This window comes from Marinobacter mobilis, assembly GCF_900106945.1.
GTDB lineage: Bacteria > Pseudomonadota > Gammaproteobacteria > Pseudomonadales > Oleiphilaceae > Marinobacter > Marinobacter mobilis.
This window is the reverse complement of record NZ_FNNE01000003.1, coordinates 364954-383655: the sequence shown is the minus strand read 5'-3', so window position 1 is coordinate 383655 and position 18702 is coordinate 364954. Positions and strand designations below refer to the sequence as shown.

Sequence of the window (18702 nt, the reverse complement as noted above, 5' to 3'; positions counted from 1 at the left end):
CGCCACTTTTATCTCGATAATATTCGGAAGTAGTCTCTATGAACGACCGTGAACAACGCCTCCAGTCCCTCCAAGACATCCTGAAAGAACGCATTGTCGTCCTCGATGGCGGTATGGGCACCATGATCCAGGATGAAAAACTGGATGAAGCGGCGTTTCGCGGCGAGCGTTTTGCGGATTATGACCGCGAGGTCAAAGGCAATAACGACCTGCTTTGCCTCAGTCAACCCGAATTGCTCAAACGCATTCACGAAGACTACCTCAATGCCGGTGCCGATATCATCGAGACCAACACCTTCAATTCCACCCGCGTTTCTCAGGCCGATTACGGCCTTGAAGCAATCGCCAGGGAGCTGAATGTGGAGTCAGCCCGTCTTGCCCGCGAAATCGCGGACGAGGTGACTGCCCGTGACCCTCAGAAGCCCCGGTTCGTTGCCGGCGCCGTCGGCCCGACCTCCCGCACAGCGTCCATCTCACCTGACGTGAACAACCCGGGTTACCGTAACGTCGACTTCCAGACCCTGGTGGACAACTATTACGAAGCAGTTTCTGGCCTGGTCGAAGGTGGCGCGGACCTTATCCTGATCGAAACCATTTTCGACACCCTCAATGCCAAGGCCGCGATCTACGCGACCCAACAGTACTTTGAGGACAGCGGCATCACCCTTCCGATCATGATTTCGGGCACCATTACCGATGCGTCTGGCCGTACACTATCCGGACAAACCACCGAGGCATTCTGGAACTCCGTTGCCCATGCCCGTCCCATTTCCGTCGGCCTGAACTGTGCACTGGGGGCTGATGCCCTGCGCCCCTATGTCGAAGAGCTTTCAAACAAGGCCACCACTTACGTCAGCGCTCACCCCAATGCTGGCCTGCCCAATGAATTTGGCGAATACGACCAGACCCCTGAGGAAATGGCGGACATCATCGAAGGGTTCGCCCGTGACGGCTTCCTCAACATTATCGGCGGCTGCTGCGGCTCACGCCCTGACCATATCGAGGCTATTGCACGAACAGTAGCAAAATACCCTCCCCGCAAAATTCCTGAGCGCCCTGCCGCTCTTCGCCTGTCCGGTCTCGAGCCGTTCACGGGTGATAAGAACACTCTGTTCATCAATGCCGGTGAGCGTACCAACGTGACCGGCTCAAAGCGGTTTCTCCGACTGATCAAGGAAGAGCAGTACGAAGAAGCCCTGAGCGTTGCCCGCGATCAGGTTGAAAACGGTGCCCAGATAATCGATATCAACATGGATGAGGGCATGCTGGATTCCAAGGAGGTCATGGTCACCTTCCTTAACCTGATTGCCTCCGAACCTGACATCTCCCGGGTTCCGATCATGATCGACTCCTCCAAGTGGGACGTGATTGAGGCCGGCCTCCGCTGCATCCAGGGCAAGGCCGTAGTGAACTCGATCAGCCTCAAGGAAGGCGAGGAAGAGTTCATCAAGCGCGCCCGTGACTGCATGCGCTATGGCGCAGCCGTGGTTGTCATGGCGTTCGATGAAACCGGCCAGGCTGACACCTATGAGCGCAAGATCCAGATCTGTAAGCGCTCCTACGATGTACTGACCGGCATCGGCTTCGAGCCATCCGATATCATCTTCGACCCCAATATTTTTGCCATCGCAACCGGTATTGATGAGCACAACAACTACGCCGTTGACTTCATCGAAGCCACCCGCTGGATTCGTGAAAACCTGCCCCATGCATCGGTTTCCGGTGGCGTCAGTAATGTCTCGTTCTCGTTCCGCGGCAACGATGTGGTTCGCGAAGCGATCCATTCCGTGTTCCTATACCATGCGATCAAGGCTGGCATGAACATGGGCATTGTGAACCCTGGCCAGCTCGTGATTTACGATGAAATCGATCCGGAGCTGAAGGAGCGGGTCGAAGATGTCGTCCTCAATCGCCGTGACGATGGCACCGACCGCCTGCTGGAGGTTGCCGAACGCTTCAAGGGCAAGGCCGGCAAAACCGAAACTGAAGATCTCGCCTGGCGGGAATGGCCGGTCGAGAAGCGCCTTGAGCATGCCCTCGTCAAAGGCGTCACCAGCTTTATCGTTGAAGATACCGAAGCTTGCCGTTTGAATGCCAAACACCCCATTGAAGTCATCGAAGGACCGTTAATGGATGGCATGAACGTCGTCGGTGACCTGTTCGGCGACGGCAAAATGTTCCTGCCCCAGGTGGTCAAGAGCGCCCGGGTAATGAAACAGGCCGTTGCCCATCTGATTCCGTATATCGAAGCGGAGAAATCCGAGGGCCAGAAAGCCAAGGGCAAAATCCTGATGGCCACGGTCAAGGGTGATGTCCATGACATCGGCAAGAACATCGTCGGCGTGGTGCTGCAGTGCAATAACTACGAAGTCATCGACCTCGGCGTCATGGTGCCCTGCGACAAGATCCTGGAAACCGCCCGTGCCGAGAACGTCGACATCATCGGTCTGAGTGGTCTGATTACGCCATCCCTGGACGAAATGGTCCACGTCGCCAGCGAGATGCAGCGCCTGGACTTCCAGATTCCGCTGATGATCGGTGGTGCTACCACTTCCAAAGCTCATACCGCGGTTAAGATCGAGCCCAAGTACAAGAACGATGTCGCTGTTTATGTGGCCGACGCCTCACGCTGCGTCAATGTCGCCTCGCAGCTGCTGAGCGACACTCAGAAGCCCAAATTCGTAGAGGCAGCGCGCACAGAATATGACGAAATCCGCGAGCGCCGAAAGAATCGTGGAGACCGCGTCAAGCTGGTGTCGCTGGAACAGGCCCGGACGCGGGCGCCCGAGCTCGACTTTTCCGACTATCAGCCGAAGAAGCCGGCCTTCACCGGCGTGCGCACCTTCGATGACTATGACCTGAATGAACTGGTTGACTACATTGACTGGACGCCGTTCTTCATCTCCTGGGATATGGCCGGCAAATACCCCAAGATCTTTGACGATCCGAAACGTGGGGATGCAGCCCGAACCCTGTTCGACGATGCCCAGAAGATCCTGCGCCAGATGATTGATGAAAAGCGGATTCAGGCCCGTGCCGTTATCGGATTCTGGCCAGCCAACCGCCGCGGCGATGACATTGTTGTCTATACCGATGACTCCCGCTCGGAGGAGCTGACCACCCTGCACCACCTCCGGCAGCAGGATGAAAAAGCCAAGGGCCAACAGATGACGTCCCTGTCGGACTTCGTGATGTCAGAGGAGAGCGGCCAGACCGATTACGTCGGCGGCTTTGCAGTTACCACGGGTATCGGCGCCGAAGAATTTGCCGAGGAATTCAAGCAGAGTAACGACGACTACAACGCCATCATGGTCAAGGCGCTGGCCGACCGCCTCGCTGAGGCCTTCGCGGAGCGTATGCACGAGCGGGTGCGCAAGGAGTTCTGGGGTTACGCCACTGACGAGTCTCTGGATAACAACGCCCTGATTCATGAGCAGTACCGTGGCATCCGCCCGGCCCCCGGCTACCCGGCCTGCCCCGACCACACAGAAAAAGCCGAGCTGTTCTCGCTGCTCGAAGCGACCAGTAATACCGGTATCGAGCTGACCGAACACTTCGCCATGTTCCCGGCGGCAGCCGTATCCGGCTGGTATTTCGCCCACCCGCAGTCAAAGTACTTCGCAGTCGGTCGGATTGGACGAGACCAGGTTGAGGACTATGCTGAACGTAAAGGTCTCACGGTAGCCGAGACCGAACGATGGCTCGCGCCAAGCCTCGCATACGACCCGGCAGAGTAATCTGCCGGGAAATTCGCGACCCTTGGGGCTGGCCTGTCCAACAATACCGATCGGAAAGCGCCCATGACAGAACACGCGGACAACAACGATTCCAAACCGGCGAAAACGCCCGGCCCGGGCAATCCCGGAATTCTGAAAGTTATGCAGAGCGTGCTGGCCGGTGCACTGGGCGTGCAATCGGGGAAACGACGGGAAGAGGACTTTGCCAGCAAAAGCCCCTGGCCTTACATTATTACCGCCGTGGCATTCACTGCGCTTTTCGTTGTGACCCTGATCGTGGTTGTCCAGTGGGTCCTGGCGGGCCGATAAAACCAGCGGCCTGGTTATAGTGCCAGGCCTCTATCTCATTCAGCCCCCGTTACTGACCTGATACCCACGTTATCGCAAACGCGACCACCAAAAATACAAGCACCACTGCTGCGACTGCATCCACCTGACTGTCTGTACGGACACTCTTCTTCATCACGCCGTTCCTTATTATTGGAGTTGTCGGAGTTACTGACCTTACTAAATCTAGCCAGAGAACCTGCATTCGTCCAATTGCTTACCGGTGACTGCCCGTCCTTTCGGTTTTCTTCCTTCTTTTCAGATGCTTCCATCTTCTATATCGCCAAAACCGATAATCATATTTGGAAATAATCATTTTAAGAATATAGAGGGAATGCTATTCTCCCCCACCGCAAAATAGCCCGAAATCTCTTTAGCAGGACGTAACGCTATGTATGTTTACGACGAACACGATCGGCAAATTCTGGCCGAACGGGTTGCCCAGTTCAGGGACCAGACCGACCGCGCGCTCTCCGGCGAACTGAGCGAAGATGAATTTTTGCCGCTGAGACTTCAGAACGGTCTGTATGTACAGCGCTTTGCGCCCATGCTCCGTATCTGTGTTCCTTACGGCATGATGCGCTCTGAGCAACTTCGTCGTTTGGCCCGGGTCACCCGGGACTATGATAAGGGCTATGCTCATTTCACCACTCGCCAGAACGTCCAGCTTAACTGGCCGGCTCTTGAGGACGTTCCAGACATTCTCTCCGAGTTGGCCGAAGTGGAAATGCATGCCAACCAGACCAGCGGCAACTGCATTCGTAACACCACCACTGATCAGTTCTCCGGCGTACAGACAGACGAAATCGTTGATCCCCGGCCCTACTGCGAGATCATTCGCCAGTGGTCCACGTTTCATCCGGAGTTTGCGTTCTTGCCACGTAAATTCAAGATTGCCGTTAATGCCTCAGAACATACCGATCGTGCGGCGATCCAGGTCCATGATATTGGCCTGCAAATTGTCAAGAACGACGCTGGTGAGCTTGGCTTCCGCGTTCATGTCGGCGGTGGTCTCGGACGTACCCCGATGGTTGGGCCCGTTGTCCGTGACTTCCTGCCGGAACTGGACCTGCTGACTTACCTTGAGGCCGTTATCCGGGTCTACAACCGTTACGGTCGTCGCGACAACAAATACAAGGCCCGAATCAAGATTCTGGTTAAGGCGCTCACGCCTGAAGGCTTTGCAGAGAAGGTTGAAGCGGAATGGGCCCACCTCAAGGACTCGCCCAGCCGCCTGACGAGTGAGGCCATTGCCCGCGTGCAAGCCTACTTCACCGAGCCGGCATACGACACAGCGGCGAACCAGGGCGATCAACTGGCAGCCCTGCGCTTTGAGAACAAGGCCTTCGATAACTGGGTGACCCGTAACGTCGATACCCACAAGGTTGATGGCTACGCCATTGTGACCCTGACCATGAAGGCGACTGGCACCCCTCCTGGCGACGTCAGTGATCGCCAGCTGGAGCAGATTGCCGATCTTGCCGACAGTTATAGCTTTGGCGAAGTTCGCATTACCCACCAGCAGAACGTGGTGCTCGCGGATGTTCGCCAGGATCAGCTGTTCGAGCTGTGGCAGGCCATTACACCGATGGGCTTTGCGACCCCGAATCTCGACACCCTGACCGATATTATCTGCTGCCCGGGCGGTGACTACTGTGCGCTGGCGAATGCCAAGTCCATTCCTGTCGCCGAGGCCATACAGCGCCGCTTCGACAACCTGGACTTCCTTTACGACCTCGGCAAAATTGACCTGAACATCTCTGGCTGCATGAATGCCTGTGGGCATCACCATGTCGGCAACATTGGTGTGCTGGGTGTCGATAAGAAAGGTGAGGAGTTCTACCAGATCAGTCTCGGCGGCTCATCCCACCATGACGCAACGATCGGCAAGATTCTGGGCCCCTCGTTCGCCCAGGATGACATGCCGGACGTCATCGAAAAGATTATCGATGTATTTGTAAAAAACCGCACCGACGAAGAAGAGTTTATCGATACTTATCGTCGCATCGGTCTCGACCCGTTCAAGGAGCGTGTATATGCCTGACATCATCAGCAAAGACGGTTCCGTTAAGGCCGATAGTTGGGTGGTCGTACCGCGCCCGGCAGAAGGAGAAGCACTTGAGCTTTCCGGCGCGCCGTCTCTCATCCCAATGGATCTGTGGCTTGCTGGTCGCGATCAGTTTAAAGGTCGCAGCGACATTGGCGTCTGGCTTGAAAGTCACGACGAACCAGAAGCGCTGGAAGGATTGGTGAACGAGTTACCACTGATCGCCGTGAACTTCCCCAAGTTCAGCGACGGCCGTGGTTACAGCATCGGGCGCCTGCTCCGGGAACGCTTTGGCTTCACCAATGAGCTGCGGGCTATTGGCGATGTTCTGCTGGACCAGCTGCAGTTCATGAAGCGCTGTGGCTTTGACAGCTATGCCCTGCGGGAAGACAAAGACTCCTCCAAGGCGGCTGCCTGCCTGAGCTTCTTCAGCAACAGCTACCAGGCAGCCACAGACACTAACGTGCCGCTTTTCCGCCGCCGGACCTCCTGACGCTCCAGGCGCAAAAAAGCGCAATAAAAAGGGCTCCAGTAATAACTGGAGCCCTTTTGCGTTCTGCCATCAGATTTTGCGCCTACAGGCTATGATCAAGGACGATCTTGCCTACCGACTCACCCTTGAGGAAAGCACCGAGAGACTCCGGCAACTCCCTGCGGGCGATGGTGCGGCAATGTTGTTCTGAGACCGGGCACGCCCACTCTCCGGCAAGCATCTTCCATACTGCCGCCTTGTCTTCAAGAGGGATCTCAACCGAATCGACACCAAGCAGGTTTACACCGCGAAGAATAAACGGCAGTACCGTGGTTTCAAGCTGCGGACCCGCCACAAGGCCGCAACAGGACACAGACCCACCGGGGCTAATCTGCTTGAGCAGCTCGGCCAGTGGCGCCCCACCCACGGTATCAATGCCATTGGCAAAAACCGGTTTCAATAGCGGCCTCTTCTCCGGATTCAGAGCGTCTCGGCCAACCACCTCTTTGGCGCCCAATTCTTCCAGCAACGAGGCCTGGTCAGCCTTACCACTGACGGCAACAACGTCAAATCCAAGACCAGACAGCAGCTCGACACAGACACTACCCACCGCTCCGGTCGCACCGGTTACGGCAACTTTACCCTGCTCCGGCTTTGCACCCGCCATGAGGATTTTGCTTACGCAAAGGCCCGCAGTAAGACCCGCGGTACCGTAGGTCATGGCTTTGATGCCATCCCAGCCGTCAGGCATCGGCACACACCAGCCAGCAGGCACCCGAATATACTCACCAAAGCCGCCATCAGTATTCATACCCAAATCGTAACCGGTCACAATGACGTGCTGTCCTGGCTTGACCCGGTCGTCCGCAGACTCAATAACGTCGCCAAACGCATCAATCCCCGGCGTATGCGGATAGTTCCGGGTAACGCCACGGTTGCCCGAAGCAGACAGCGCGTCCTTGTAGTTCAGTGAGGAATAACGAACCCGAATAAGTACGTCATCTTCAGGCAAGTCGCTGACCTTTCGGATAACCTCTTCACCGCTGAATTGGCCGTCATTTTCGGTGACCAGCCACGCTTTAAATTCAGTTTCGTTTGCCATCTGATTACTTTCCTATTTCTGATTGTTATTGGATATTCTGGTTACGGAACGTGCCTACGATGCGCCAGAAGGATTGCTCAACTGCGGTACTTGCCGCAAAGCCCAGCCGCTCCGCCAGGGAGCGTTTATGATGAAAACCAACGACGATGACATCAGCGCGATCACAGGCTGATTCCAGATATTCGTCGGAAGTCATGACTTCATCAATAAGATGAACGTCCAAGGCCCGCTTACCAAACCAGATATCACCATTAGATACCGCGGCAATATCAAGGCCCGGACGACGCTCGCCAACATACTCCTTGAACAGCACGTGTGTGTCTTCCAGGTCATCCAGGAACTTCTGGCGCCCTTTATCCGTGTTCTCGCCGAATACTGTCAGCGTCCGCTTGTGCTCGCCGGCAGTCAGTACCTCAAAGTCCACATCGTTTTTCTTGAGCAGGCGATGAAAATTCGGAAGCTGTGCAACAACCCCAATCGACCCGAGGATGGCAAACGGTGATGCAATGATGCGATCGGCAACACAGGCCATCATATAGCCGCCACTGGCCGCTACCTTATCGACACACACCGTCAGGTTGATGTTCCGATTGCGAATGCGGTCAAGCTGGGCAGCCGCAAGGCCATAGGAGTGCACCAGACCACCGCCGCTTTCGAGTCGCACAACCACTTCGTCCTTACCGGCTTCAGCCACACTCAGCACGCTGGTTACCGACTGGCGCAACATGTCCGTGTCGCTGGCTTTGATGTCGCCATGAAAATCGAGTACGAAGACCCGTGGCTTGCGCTCGTCGGCGTCTTGGGGCGTATGCCCTGCTGCCTTTGCGTGCTGTTTTTGCGCCTTTTGTTCGGCCTTACGTCGTTTCTTTTCTGACTTTTCCCACTGCTTGCGCTGCTCATCATCCATCAGGCGCGACTGAAGTGATTCCTTGAGGCGGCGATACCTGTCATTAAGCTTGCGGGTTCGCAGCTCACCGTCCCCGTGCTGATCGCCCCGGTCTTTCTGTGCAGCGGACACGATGGCCGTGATCAGTATCAGAACCGCGACGACCACCGTCGCAACTTTTGCCAAGAACAATCCATAATCCGACAGAAATTCCAAAGCGTTTCTCCAGCTGTCACAGTTTATATAGGGGGATTGATTGTAACTGAGGATAATCAACTAACAAGAGCGGTAGCCCCCGCGACGCGCTTTCATCACCCATGGCCTGATAAGACAAAAAATACCAAAAATTAAAACAAGCGTTCGATCAAGCTTGACAGATCCCCACAGCCCCCATAAAGTCGAATTGCATTGCCGGATTACTGACGTGGCTTCACCATTGCCTTTTCGGCTTGGACCACGCCGGCATATTTTCAAATAGAGCGTAAGCCAAAATACTAGAAGGTATAACAATGTCTGTAGCACAGGTATTTGAAACACTCGCCCAGAATTTCAACGCTGACGCCGCTTCTGGTCTGGACCTGATCTTCCAGTTTGCTATTGAAGACGACAACACCTACCACCTGGTTATCAACGACGGTACCTGTCAGCTGGTTGAAGGCGAAAACGACGACCCGTCTGTTACCCTGATCATGAACAGCGACACCCTCAAGGGTATCGTTTCCGGTGAAACCGATGGCATGCAAGCCTTCATGGCCGGCCAGCTTCGCGCCGAAGGCGACATGATGCTGGCAACCAAGCTCGGTGAACTCTTCACCATGGGCTAAGCTAAGCCCGCAGCTGCTAAAAAAACCTGCCAGTTGGCAGGTTTTTTTATTCGCTCCAAAGTCTCACTGACCTGAATGCTGCTTCGTTGGTTGGCATGGCAACCAAACCGGTGGATGACAGCCTCACATCGAACGTCGCCCCAGCCGCCATGGGCATAAACGTCGCACTTCCATAGACAGCCTCCACGAAAGGCAGGTTGAAGGTTCGCTCCAACTCCCACAGATCCGGCCAGCCCCCAGAGGACAGACTGACCACACTTCTCTCGGAATAACGCTCCTGCTCCAGTGAGAGATAACGACCACTCAACCGCTCAAGCCGGTAGCCCGGCGCGATATCAAACCACCGGAAGGGCCCACTGAAGCGGATGATGCGCGCATCCAGTTGCCATTGATCACCATTCAGGCTGTACACACCGGATTCGCCTTCCGTGATATCCAGCGCCACAGTCCAGGTTTGTTCACCAGCAGGCGCAATTCTCAGCGACGCAATGGTATCCATCGAAGCCAGGGACTGATATCTGGTCAGACCGGCAGCCATCACGAGGGAATACCCCCCTGCCAGCAACAGGCAAAGCACCAGCGTGCCCTTGAGCCAGCCGAGAAACCATTTAGGACGAATAAAGAAAGCCAGCCCGGCGATCACCAACACACCACCGAGGGTGGCGAGAATGGCGATAGCCGAGGGAAATGACATGGAAATTAGAGGCCTACATCGTCCAACGACGACTCGGCGAGCTTGAGAAGGTCCGGATTACGCTCTTCCCGGGTGCCGATACACTCGATGTAGTACTCCAGTGACGTCAGCGCGTCAGCAAGGGCCTCCAGAACACGACTGGACGGCGCGTCCTTTTCATCGAGCAGCTTGGTCTGAATCGAAGATGCCACGCGGGCAAGGACGTTTGCCGCATCCTGATCTTCAACCATCCGCAGTCCACCCCAGATACTGTGCAGGGTAGCCGGCAGGTTGGCGAGGTGGAGCTTCTCGAAATCTGACTCGACAAAGGCTGTGATTGCCCGTTTCGCAAGGGTCAGAGCACTCTTCGCCTCATCACCAACAACGTACAGTGCCTCGCGCAGATAGAGCGAGCTGTCGCGGTTGTTGCGGGCAGCCGCAAGCGCATCGGTCTCGGAGGTGATTCCCCGGGCTTCCATCTGGGCAATGGCGCCCTCGATGGCCAGAACAGAGTCTGCCAGAGTGTAAAGTTCTTCTTCCGCGGGCAGGCGAGATTCTTTTTCCCAGTCCCGAAGTTTCGCAGCTTCAGCGCGCGCCGCACCGGCCAGTTGATTCAGGTCGAGCATGACCAGAGTATGGCCGAGGCGCTCGAGTGCCTCGGCGATTGAAGCCAGTTCAGCAAGATCAGGTTCGATGCCCCGCTCGATAATATCGAGCTTGTCCTTGAGCTGATTAAGCTCTTCCTGCAACGCTTCCGACAGCGATTTGAGGACGTCACTCCCCGGGCCGTACAGCCGTTTGCTATGAGCCTCGAAGATCATGTCGGAATATTCTGCAGGCGCGATCCCGAATGCCGCCAGAATTCCGGTGACCTCGGGGTTGCCAGAGCCACTGCGGTACAACAGGTAGAGAAGATCCTTGATCAGCGAATCCGGCGCATCCTTGGCGCTTGCGACCCGACCGACGTAGACAATTTCACGGGTATAGCGCTCAATGCGCATCAACAGGCGCTTACGGGCTTTTGAAAAGCCCATCGCGCGGTCGAGCATGGTATCCGCTACCGTCGCTACCAGACACCACATCTGTGCCATGGAGCCCTTGCCACAAAGGCGGACAAACCCCCGGGCCGAACGCCCGACGAGTTTCAGGGCCACCACATCACTTCGATTACGCAGCGCGCTCAACAACGCCACCTGGAAGGTCAGCCGCATACGACGAGCCATCACCTCGAAGTCACGCTCATCGCCTTCGAACGGCTCGACCTGAACGCTGCCACAGAAGTCTGGGCGATGTTTGGCATCGACGTCGAAAAAGCAGGATTCAGGGTAAGGTTTTTCCTTGCGGGCTTCCCGAAGGTCGTTGATCACCGGCAGCAACAGCTCGGGATGGTCTTCCCGTTGCTGGTGATAATATTCGACGTAGCGCCTGAGGATGAAGAGTGACGTATTCAGCGTCGTCAGCAGGACGTTTTTGTCGTCGTTGGCACCCACCGGCACATCGTTGGCAAGAGACACGGCTTCCTGGCATAGCAGCACGCCGCCGCGCAGTTCAACAAGGACGAAGATGCCGCGTAACTGATTGATAAAATCTACGCAGTTCTGCAGGTCTTCCCCGCTATCCCGGTTTTCCTGGAAGCGTTCCAGACTGGCTTCAGCCTGACGGATGGTCTGCCCGATTTCATCTTTGACCAGGTCAAACGACTGAGATTTCGTCGCTAGAGACGATTGAACCATATACGCTTCCTGTACCTGATGCGGAACCTTTCCGCTTCCTCTTTATTATTCGGGATCGAGTTAGCTACGAACCGTCCTTGGCCAGCTCACGAACCATCAATCGATGACATGGCACGCAAAAAACTGGCGAACTGACCATTACTTATAACACAAAACTCATGTTCCTCAAGAAACCCGAAATGTAACAATAAGTACACTCTGACACAGTTCTCAGTCGCTGGCTCCCGGCCATCAGCGCCTCCGGATATCTCAAAGGTCGAGCTTGCTCCACAGGCTTTCACCGGCACTCTTTTCGATCGCCGCCAACAATTCGCTGTGTGCTTCCAGCTCCTCATTGCTGGCTTGGGGAACCACCAGTCTGGCGCGATCGGCTGCCAGGCGCCGAATGCCGCCGGACTGCCCTGCTTCGCCATCACTGTCATCCAGGGTCAGTGCAGTTTGACCACCCGTAAGTAACAGGAATACATCAGCCAATATCTCGGCATCGAGCAACGCGCCATGGAGTTCCCGGCTGCTGTTGTCGACACCATAGCGTTTACACAAAGCGTCGAGGTTGTTCTTCTGCCCCGGGTGCTTTTCCCTGGCTATCGCCAGGGAATCGACAATCCCGCAATGGTCGGCGGTTTTACGAACCGGCTTCAGGCGGGCGAACTCGGCGTCCATAAAGCCAACGTCGAACGCCGCGTTATGAATGACCAACTCGGCACCCTTGATGAACTCAAAGAACTCATCAGCTACGTCCCGGAACAATGGCTTGTCGGCGAGAAATTCATTAGTGATGCCGTGTACGGCTATGGCTTCGGCATCAATTGGCCGCTCGGGATTGATGTAAACGTGGTAATGGCGCCCGGTGAGCTGGCGCTCCATCAGTTCAACACAACCAATTTCGATGATCCGGTGACCATCATTGGGATCAATACCCGTGGTTTCTGTATCCAGTACGATCTGTCGCATTACTTATCCTGATCAGGCCGAGGCCAGTTCGTCCACACCGCGATTCGCAAGCTCGTCAGCGAGTTCATTGTCAGGTACGCCGGCATGCCCCTTGACCCAGTGCCAGGTGACGGTATGACGCCCGACTTCTTCATCCAGCGCTTTCCAGAGATCATCATTTTTCACTGGCTTACGCGCAGCGGTTTTCCAGCCGTTCTTTTTCCAGCCGGTCATCCATTCGGTAATTCCCTTACGGACGTATTGGGAATCGGTAAACAGATCAATCTCACAGGTCCGGGTCAAGGCCCGCAACCCCATGATGGCTGCCATCAGTTCCATCCGGTTATTGGTGGTGTTGCGTTCTCCGCCATGGAGGGTTTTCATGGCGTCGCCGTATCGCAGAACCACACCCCAGCCACCAGGTCCCGGATTTCCTTTACAGGCCCCGTCCGTGTACATCACTACCTTGTTAACCATTCACTCCACCGTTGTCGCGGATACATCCCCTTGACGCACCAATTGCAGTCGTGCCAGGCAAAGTTATCACATTGCTCCGGCGCCAGTTTCGCTGCACTTTGATTGGTGAGCCCACACGTTTGGTGGCAAGGATACAGTAATAGGCGCCCACTGGCAGGATTCCCTGCCCGCCGATCCGGGTCAGCCAGCGGAGATCGCCCTGGGGGCTAAGATTATTCAGCGGAAGATGGAGAAAATAACTACCCGAGCGATCGACCCCGAGATCCAGCAACCGCAGCCAGTCTTCCATCCGCGATTTTAAGATAAAACGCCCGCCCCAAGGCCCGCTATGACAACGGGAAAGCAGCTTACGCAGCCCCCAGATACTGAGCGGATTAAAGCCAATGTGGAGCAGTTGGCCACCGCCTTTCAGGACCCTGCACGCCTCCCGTACAACCTGATGAGGATAAGCAGAAAAGTCAGCACTGTGATGAAGGATAACAAGGTCCATTGATTCAGAGGGGAAAGGCAACTCGTCGCTATCGCACACTACGGCGCCATCAGGAATGCCGCATCCCCACTCGGAAGTGGTCATGAACTTGTGGGTAAAATCCAGCGCGGATGTCAGCGGCAGGCGGTGACTCAACCCAACTTGCAGCAGCCGGTCACCCGGCATGACCCCTGCCAGCACCTGATCAATGCAGCGCCGCTGGTCAGCGATCAGGGCCCGGCCCAAAGGGGTCTGAAACCAGTGTTCGAAGTTCCGGTGACGCTCCGCATAATCCTGCTTTTCAGAGTACATGCCTGCCTGTCCTGCTACCCGTTGTTCCGGGTCGTTGGGCTGTGGTGATGAATGTTCTATGATAGCAGTCACATTCACCGGTTCACATCGGAGACACCATGCTGTCCATTTCTGCTATTCCCGCATTCAATGACAATTATATCTGGTGTCTTGCCGACAGCAGTAGCGGGAAGGCCATGGTCGTTGACCCCGGAGACGCCGGACCGGTCATTGATCATCTCAGTCAGCACGGCCTCACACTCGACGCAATTCTGGTCACCCACCATCACCCGGATCACGTCGGCGGGATCCGGAAACTGATTCAGACGCTTGGCGCTGTCCGCACGATTGCGCCGGCCAATTCGCCGTTTACTTCCGCCAGCGAAACGGTAGCCGCCGGTGATTCCGTGAGCTGGCACGAGCTGACCTTCAGGGTGATGGAAGTTCCGGGGCACACACTTGACCATATCGCTTACTTCTGCCCGACTCCGGTGGATGGGCACCCGGTATTGTTCTGCGGGGACACCTTGTTTGTGTGCGGGTGTGGCCGTCTGTTCGAGGGCTCGCCAGCCCAAATGCGCCACTCTCTGGCACAGTTACGGCAATTGCCGGACGACACCGGCGTGTACTGTGCCCACGAATACACCCTGGCCAACCTCAACTATGCCCGGAACCTGTTACCCGGAGATGAAGGTCTTGCCGCGTTCGAAGCCGAATGCGAACAACTCAGGGCCAGCAACAAGGCCACCGTTCCGGGATTGCTTGGCCGGGAAAAGCAGCTCAACCCGTTTTTGCGCTGGGATGATCCCGAGGTAATCGCGGCAGCAACTAACTACGCACGAGAACAGGGGCTTGAATGCGATACGCCTGACGCCGTGTTTGCAGCGGTCCGCCACGGCAAGGATCATTTCTGAGCCCGCAGTATCGGGCACCTGACCTTAATTAACAAAAGGTGTCACCGAAGTAACGCGAGTCACCTTGACCCCAGAAATTGGCTTCCAATAGAATTCCGTACACATTAGCCATCTATCTCATTCATAACATTAATATTCAGGATCTCGCGGGATCCTGAGCCGGGCCTACGATTATGATGTCACGACGTTTTGCCGCGCTGCTCGTATCCAGCACACTCACCGCCGGTTGCAGCAGCCTCCAGACACCGGGTAGCAGCTGGTGGAGCGCCACTGGTGACCAGGAAGAATCCCTGCTCTCATCGGCCAGCCTTCAGGTCGCCACAGGTGACCAGGAACTGGTGCGTTCCGTTGAGTCAGGCGACGAAAACAAGGTGTCTGCCAGCGATCTTGACGACTCAATCGCCCCCGAGCTCCAGGCAACGGCTGAAAAGGCCCGCGAATCCCTGGAGGCCATGCCGCCCCAGGCTGACGCAGATATCGGCAACAGCGACCTATGGCAGCGGCTGCGAGATGGTTTTTCCCTCGACCTGACCGTCAGTAATGAGCGAATCGAACAACAGCTGAACTGGTACGTTAACCATCCTTCGTACATCCGCCGGGTCTCCGAGCGCGCAAGCCGGTACATGTATCACGTGCTCAATGAGGCTGAAAAACGGGGACTGCCGACCGAACTGGCGCTGCTTCCGGTGGTTGAAAGCGCGTTTGACCCGTTCGCCTATTCCCACGGCCGCGCCGCGGGCCTCTGGCAGTTCATCCCCTCCACCGGAAAATACTTCGGGCTTACCCAGAGCTGGTGGCATGACGACCGTCGTGACATTCTTGCCGCCACCGACGCGGCCTATACCTACCTTGAACGTCTCGCCAATCGTTTTGATGGCGACTACACCCTGGCCCTGGCCGCCTACAATAGCGGCGGGGGCACTGTGTCAAGCGCCATACGCCGTAACCAGCGCAGCAATAAGGCAACCAATTTCTGGGCTCTGGACCTGCCCCGCGAAACCCGCCACTACGTACCGAAGCTCATTGCGCTGGCCAAGATCTATCAGGATCCGGCCGCCTATGGCATTGAGCTCCCGGCGCTGGAAGACCAGCCCTATTTCGAGGTGGTCGAGACCGGGTTCCAGCTTGACCTTGCCCAGGCCGCCACGCTGGCAGGCGTGAGCACCGACGAAATCTATCTGCTCAACCCTTCCTACAATCGCTGGGCAACCACCCCGGATGGCCCTCACCGTCTGCTGGTTCCTGCCGAGAATGCCGAGCAGTTTCGTGAAGGTATAAATGCCCTGCCTGCGGAGCAACGTGTTTCTTGGCAGAATTACCAGGTCGTGTCCGGTGACAGTCTGATTCGCATTGCCCGCAACTTCGGCACCACACCCGCGGTCATCCGTGAGGTCAACAATATGAACGGCGACATGATTCGCGCTGGCCAGCACCTGTTGATACCAACGGCCAGCCGAGGCTCGTCGGCGTATTCACTCAGCCAGAACCAGCGTCTCGCCGCGACCCAGGCCCGCGGTTCCCGCAGCGGCAATGGCCAACGTATCGAGTACACCGTCCGCTCCGGGGATACCTTCTGGGATATTGCCCGGGAAAACGGCGTCAGTGTGCGCCAGGTTGCGTCCTGGAACGGCATGGCACCGGGTGATCCTCTGATGCCGGGCCAGACGCTTGTTATCTGGTCGCAAACCGCTAACCCGACAACCCTCGCCAGTGCACGTAACAACGCGATGGTTCGGCGGGTCGGTTATCAGGTACGCAGGGGTGATTCACTGTCGACCATTGCAAGCCGTTTTTCAGTCAATGTGAGTGACATCGCAAGCTGGAATAACCTTAATACTTCGCGCTATCTCCAACCCGGACAAAGTCTGGTACTCTACGTGGATATTCGTAACGCCAACTAACCATTACAAAAATCCACACGTGCGAGATCCATGGTAAGAAACAGGACGAATTCATACCGTAATGCTCTTTCCTTCCTGGCTGCTGTTGTTTTCGGTGTCAGCAGCCAGACAGTTTCCGCCGAACAGGTGACGCCAAGCCATGCACTCGCCATGCATGGCGAACCGGCCTACGCTGCAGACTTTCCTTATTTCGACTACGTCAATCCCGATGCCCCCAAGGGCGGAACCCTGCGCCGCGGGGTCGTATCCAACGGCTTTGACTCTTTCAACCCCTTCGTAATTGGCGCCATTGCGGCCGTCGGCATCAACACCTACCTGTACGACACCCTGATGGTTTCCTCAGCGGATGAAGCCTTCAGCGAATACGGGCTGATTGCGGAGTCCGTTGAAACCCCCGAAAACCGCCAATACGTTGTTTTCAATCTGCGAGAAGAGGCCCGGTTTCAGGACGGCACCCCGATTACAGCCGAGGACGTCCGGTTCACCTTTGAGCTGCTGACTACCGAGGGCCATCCCTTTTACCGGAGCTATTACTCGGACGTTGAGTCCGTCAGTGTCGAAAGCAGCCATCGTATCCGCTTCGATTTCGGCGACAGCCAGAATCGCGAGCTTCCGCTGATTCTCGGCCAGCTCCCGGTACTCCCAAAACACTACTGGCAGGATCGGGAATTCGGCAAGAATGGCCTCACGCCTCCAGTGGGCAGCGGCGCCTATCGGATTGGAAATTTCGATGCTGGCCGATCCATCACGTACACCCGGGTTGAAGATTACTGGGCCAAGGACCTTCCGGTCCGCCGCGGCTACTTTAACTTCAACGAGATTCGTTTCGATTATTACACGGACGACACCGTAGCCCTGGAGGCCTTCAAGGCCGGCAACTATGACTTCCGCCTCGAAAGCTCTGCCAAGAACTGGGCAACCGCCTATACCGGTGACAAATTTGATCAGGGTCTGATTACAACCGAAGGCCTTGAACACCACCGCCCGGTTGGCCTGCAGGGGTTTGTTTTCAATACCCGCCGGCCCCAGTTTTCTGACCCACGGGTTCGCGAGGCCCTGGCTTACGCCTTCGATTTTGACTGGGCTAACACCAACCTCTTCTATGGTCAGTACACGCGTACCGACAGCTATTTCGAGAATAGCGAGTTGGCCTCATCCGGCCTGCCTACTCCGGAAGAGCTCGCGATATTGGAGCCTTACCGCGACCAGCTGCCCGTCAGCGTTTTCACTGAGCCCTACCAGCCCCCCTCGACGACTGGCGATCACAGTCTTCGCGGCAACCTGCGTATCGCGATGCTCAAGCTCAAGGACGCGGGTTACGAAATTCGCGACCGCAAGATGGTCAATGTAGAAACCGGTGAGCCCCTCAATTTCGAAATATTGCTGTTCCAGAAAACATTCGAGCGAATCGTGCTGCCGTTCAAGGCCAATCTGGAGAAGCTCGGCATCGAAGTGGCAGTCCGTATGGTGGACACCACCCAGTATATTCAGCGGGTACGCAATTTCGATTTCGATATGGTGACCCAGGTGCTGCCGCAATCCGATTCTCCCGGCAATGAACAGCGTGAATACTGGTCATCGGAAACCGCAGACATGGTCGGTTCACGAAATTACATGGGAGTTAGCGATCCCGTGATCGATGCGCTGGTTGACCTGGTGATACAGGCTCCGGATCGCGAAAGTCTCGTCCACCGGGTTCGCGCCCTGGATCGGGTGCTGCTCCACGGGTTCTATGTTGTTCCCCAGTGGCACCTGGCCATGGACCGCATCGCGTACTGGTCTCAGCTGCAACGGCCGGATGCCATCCCCAAGAACGGGATAGATTTTGATAACTGGTGGATCGAGCCCTGACGCCATGATCCAGATACCTTTTTACTCGCGGCGGGACGCTGCCTTCATGACGGAACCAGCCTGAC

At 56.2% G+C, this 18702-nt stretch carries 15 protein-coding genes; 8 read left to right on the top strand and 7 right to left on the bottom strand.

What is annotated here, in order from left to right:
• Positions 1–38: 38 nt before the first annotated feature.
• From metH to BLV11_RS06550, 4 genes are all read left to right on the top strand, one after another.
• The gene (gene metH, locus BLV11_RS06565; protein ID WP_091812165.1) at positions 39–3737 is read left to right on the top strand and encodes a methionine synthase; all 3699 of its coding nucleotides are present in this window, start codon (positions 39–41) and stop codon (positions 3735–3737) included.
• A gap of 63 nt (positions 3738–3800) precedes the next feature.
• Positions 3801–4046, top strand: coding sequence for a DUF2970 domain-containing protein (locus BLV11_RS06560; RefSeq protein WP_091812164.1), 246 nt, complete (start codon positions 3801–3803; stop codon positions 4044–4046).
• Between the two features lie 409 nt (positions 4047–4455).
• Positions 4456–6108 (top strand): nitrite/sulfite reductase, encoded by a 1653-nt coding sequence (locus BLV11_RS06555; protein WP_091812163.1) that lies wholly within the window; start codon positions 4456–4458, stop codon positions 6106–6108.
• Positions 6101–6604, top strand: coding sequence for a DUF934 domain-containing protein (locus BLV11_RS06550; RefSeq protein ID WP_091812162.1), 504 nt, complete (start codon positions 6101–6103; stop codon positions 6602–6604). The genes BLV11_RS06555 and BLV11_RS06550 overlap by 8 nt, the downstream gene beginning before the upstream one ends.
• An 82-nt stretch (positions 6605–6686) precedes the next feature.
• Here BLV11_RS06550 and BLV11_RS06545 read toward each other — a convergent pair whose 3' ends face one another.
• On the bottom strand, positions 6687–7685 hold the full coding sequence (locus BLV11_RS06545; protein ID WP_091812161.1) for a YhdH/YhfP family quinone oxidoreductase: 999 nt from the start codon (positions 7683–7685) through the stop codon (positions 6687–6689).
• A 25-nt stretch (positions 7686–7710) separates the two neighbouring features.
• Complete coding sequence (gene sohB / locus BLV11_RS06540; RefSeq protein ID WP_091812160.1) at positions 7711–8787, bottom strand: protease SohB; 1077 nt, start codon at positions 8785–8787, stop codon at positions 7711–7713.
• 293 nt (positions 8788–9080) lie between these two features.
• Here sohB and BLV11_RS06535 point away from each other — a divergent pair, with 293 nt between their 5' ends.
• Positions 9081–9395 (top strand): SCP2 sterol-binding domain-containing protein, encoded by a 315-nt coding sequence (locus BLV11_RS06535; protein WP_091812159.1) that lies wholly within the window; start codon positions 9081–9083, stop codon positions 9393–9395.
• 46 nt (positions 9396–9441) lie between these two features.
• Here the strand turns inward: BLV11_RS06535 and BLV11_RS06530 are convergent, their stop codons facing one another.
• The 5 genes from BLV11_RS06530 to BLV11_RS06510 form a co-directional block, all read right to left on the bottom strand.
• Positions 9442–10089, bottom strand: coding sequence for a multidrug transporter (locus BLV11_RS06530; protein ID WP_091812158.1), 648 nt, complete (start codon positions 10087–10089; stop codon positions 9442–9444).
• A gap of 5 nt (positions 10090–10094) precedes the next feature.
• A complete protein-coding gene (locus BLV11_RS06525; protein WP_091812157.1) occupies positions 10095–11801 on the bottom strand; it encodes a FimL-related protein in 1707 nt (568 codons plus the stop codon).
• A 249-nt stretch (positions 11802–12050) separates the two neighbouring features.
• Positions 12051–12755, bottom strand: coding sequence for a DNA polymerase III subunit epsilon (gene dnaQ / locus BLV11_RS06520; RefSeq protein ID WP_091812156.1), 705 nt, complete (start codon positions 12753–12755; stop codon positions 12051–12053).
• Positions 12756–12767: 12 nt separating this feature from the next.
• A complete protein-coding gene (gene rnhA, locus BLV11_RS06515; protein ID WP_091812155.1) occupies positions 12768–13211 on the bottom strand; it encodes a ribonuclease HI in 444 nt (147 codons plus the stop codon).
• On the bottom strand, positions 13204–13992 hold the full coding sequence (locus BLV11_RS06510; protein WP_091812154.1) for a class I SAM-dependent methyltransferase: 789 nt from the start codon (positions 13990–13992) through the stop codon (positions 13204–13206). Before BLV11_RS06510 ends, rnhA begins: the two co-directional genes overlap by 8 nt.
• Before the next feature lie 98 nt (positions 13993–14090).
• Between BLV11_RS06510 and gloB the strand changes: the two genes are divergently transcribed.
• The 3 genes from gloB to BLV11_RS06495 all read left to right on the top strand — a co-directional run bounded on the left by gloB (position 14091) and on the right by BLV11_RS06495 (position 18637).
• The gene (gene gloB, locus BLV11_RS06505; RefSeq protein ID WP_091812153.1) at positions 14091–14885 is read left to right on the top strand and encodes a hydroxyacylglutathione hydrolase; all 795 of its coding nucleotides are present in this window, start codon (positions 14091–14093) and stop codon (positions 14883–14885) included.
• 173 nt (positions 14886–15058) lie between these two features.
• The gene (locus BLV11_RS06500; RefSeq protein ID WP_091812152.1) at positions 15059–16786 is read left to right on the top strand and encodes a LysM peptidoglycan-binding domain-containing protein; all 1728 of its coding nucleotides are present in this window, start codon (positions 15059–15061) and stop codon (positions 16784–16786) included.
• Between the two features lie 30 nt (positions 16787–16816).
• Positions 16817–18637 carry an extracellular solute-binding protein gene (locus BLV11_RS06495; RefSeq protein WP_091812151.1) on the top strand — a complete coding sequence of 607 codons (1821 nt, stop codon included), beginning with the start codon at positions 16817–16819 and terminating at the stop codon, positions 18635–18637.
• Positions 18638–18702 lie beyond the last annotated feature (65 nt).

Bases quoted from the DNA above. Each gene is read 5' to 3' on its own strand.
- BLV11_RS06510 (WP_091812154.1), bottom strand. From the start codon at position 13,992: ATGTACTCTGAAAAGCAGGATTATGCGGAGCGTCACCGGAACTTCGAA.
- BLV11_RS06560 (WP_091812164.1), top strand. From the start codon at position 3,801: ATGACAGAACACGCGGACAACAACGATTCCAAACCGGCGAAAACGCCC.
- dnaQ (WP_091812156.1), bottom strand. From the start codon at position 12,755: ATGCGACAGATCGTACTGGATACAGAAACCACGGGTATTGATCCCAAT.
- metH (WP_091812165.1), top strand. From the start codon at position 39: ATGAACGACCGTGAACAACGCCTCCAGTCCCTCCAAGACATCCTGAAA.
- BLV11_RS06535 (WP_091812159.1), top strand. From the start codon at position 9,081: ATGTCTGTAGCACAGGTATTTGAAACACTCGCCCAGAATTTCAACGCT.
- gloB (WP_091812153.1), top strand. From the start codon at position 14,091: ATGCTGTCCATTTCTGCTATTCCCGCATTCAATGACAATTATATCTGG.
- BLV11_RS06525 (WP_091812157.1), bottom strand. From the start codon at position 11,801: ATGGTTCAATCGTCTCTAGCGACGAAATCTCAGTCGTTTGACCTGGTC.
- BLV11_RS06555 (WP_091812163.1), top strand. From the start codon at position 4,456: ATGTATGTTTACGACGAACACGATCGGCAAATTCTGGCCGAACGGGTT.
- BLV11_RS06545 (WP_091812161.1), bottom strand. From the start codon at position 7,685: ATGGCAAACGAAACTGAATTTAAAGCGTGGCTGGTCACCGAAAATGAC.
- rnhA (WP_091812155.1), bottom strand. From the start codon at position 13,211: ATGGTTAACAAGGTAGTGATGTACACGGACGGGGCCTGTAAAGGAAAT.
- BLV11_RS06495 (WP_091812151.1), top strand. From the start codon at position 16,817: ATGGTAAGAAACAGGACGAATTCATACCGTAATGCTCTTTCCTTCCTG.
- BLV11_RS06500 (WP_091812152.1), top strand. From the start codon at position 15,059: ATGATGTCACGACGTTTTGCCGCGCTGCTCGTATCCAGCACACTCACC.
- BLV11_RS06550 (WP_091812162.1), top strand. From the start codon at position 6,101: ATGCCTGACATCATCAGCAAAGACGGTTCCGTTAAGGCCGATAGTTGG.
- BLV11_RS06530 (WP_091812158.1), bottom strand. From the start codon at position 10,089: ATGTCATTTCCCTCGGCTATCGCCATTCTCGCCACCCTCGGTGGTGTG.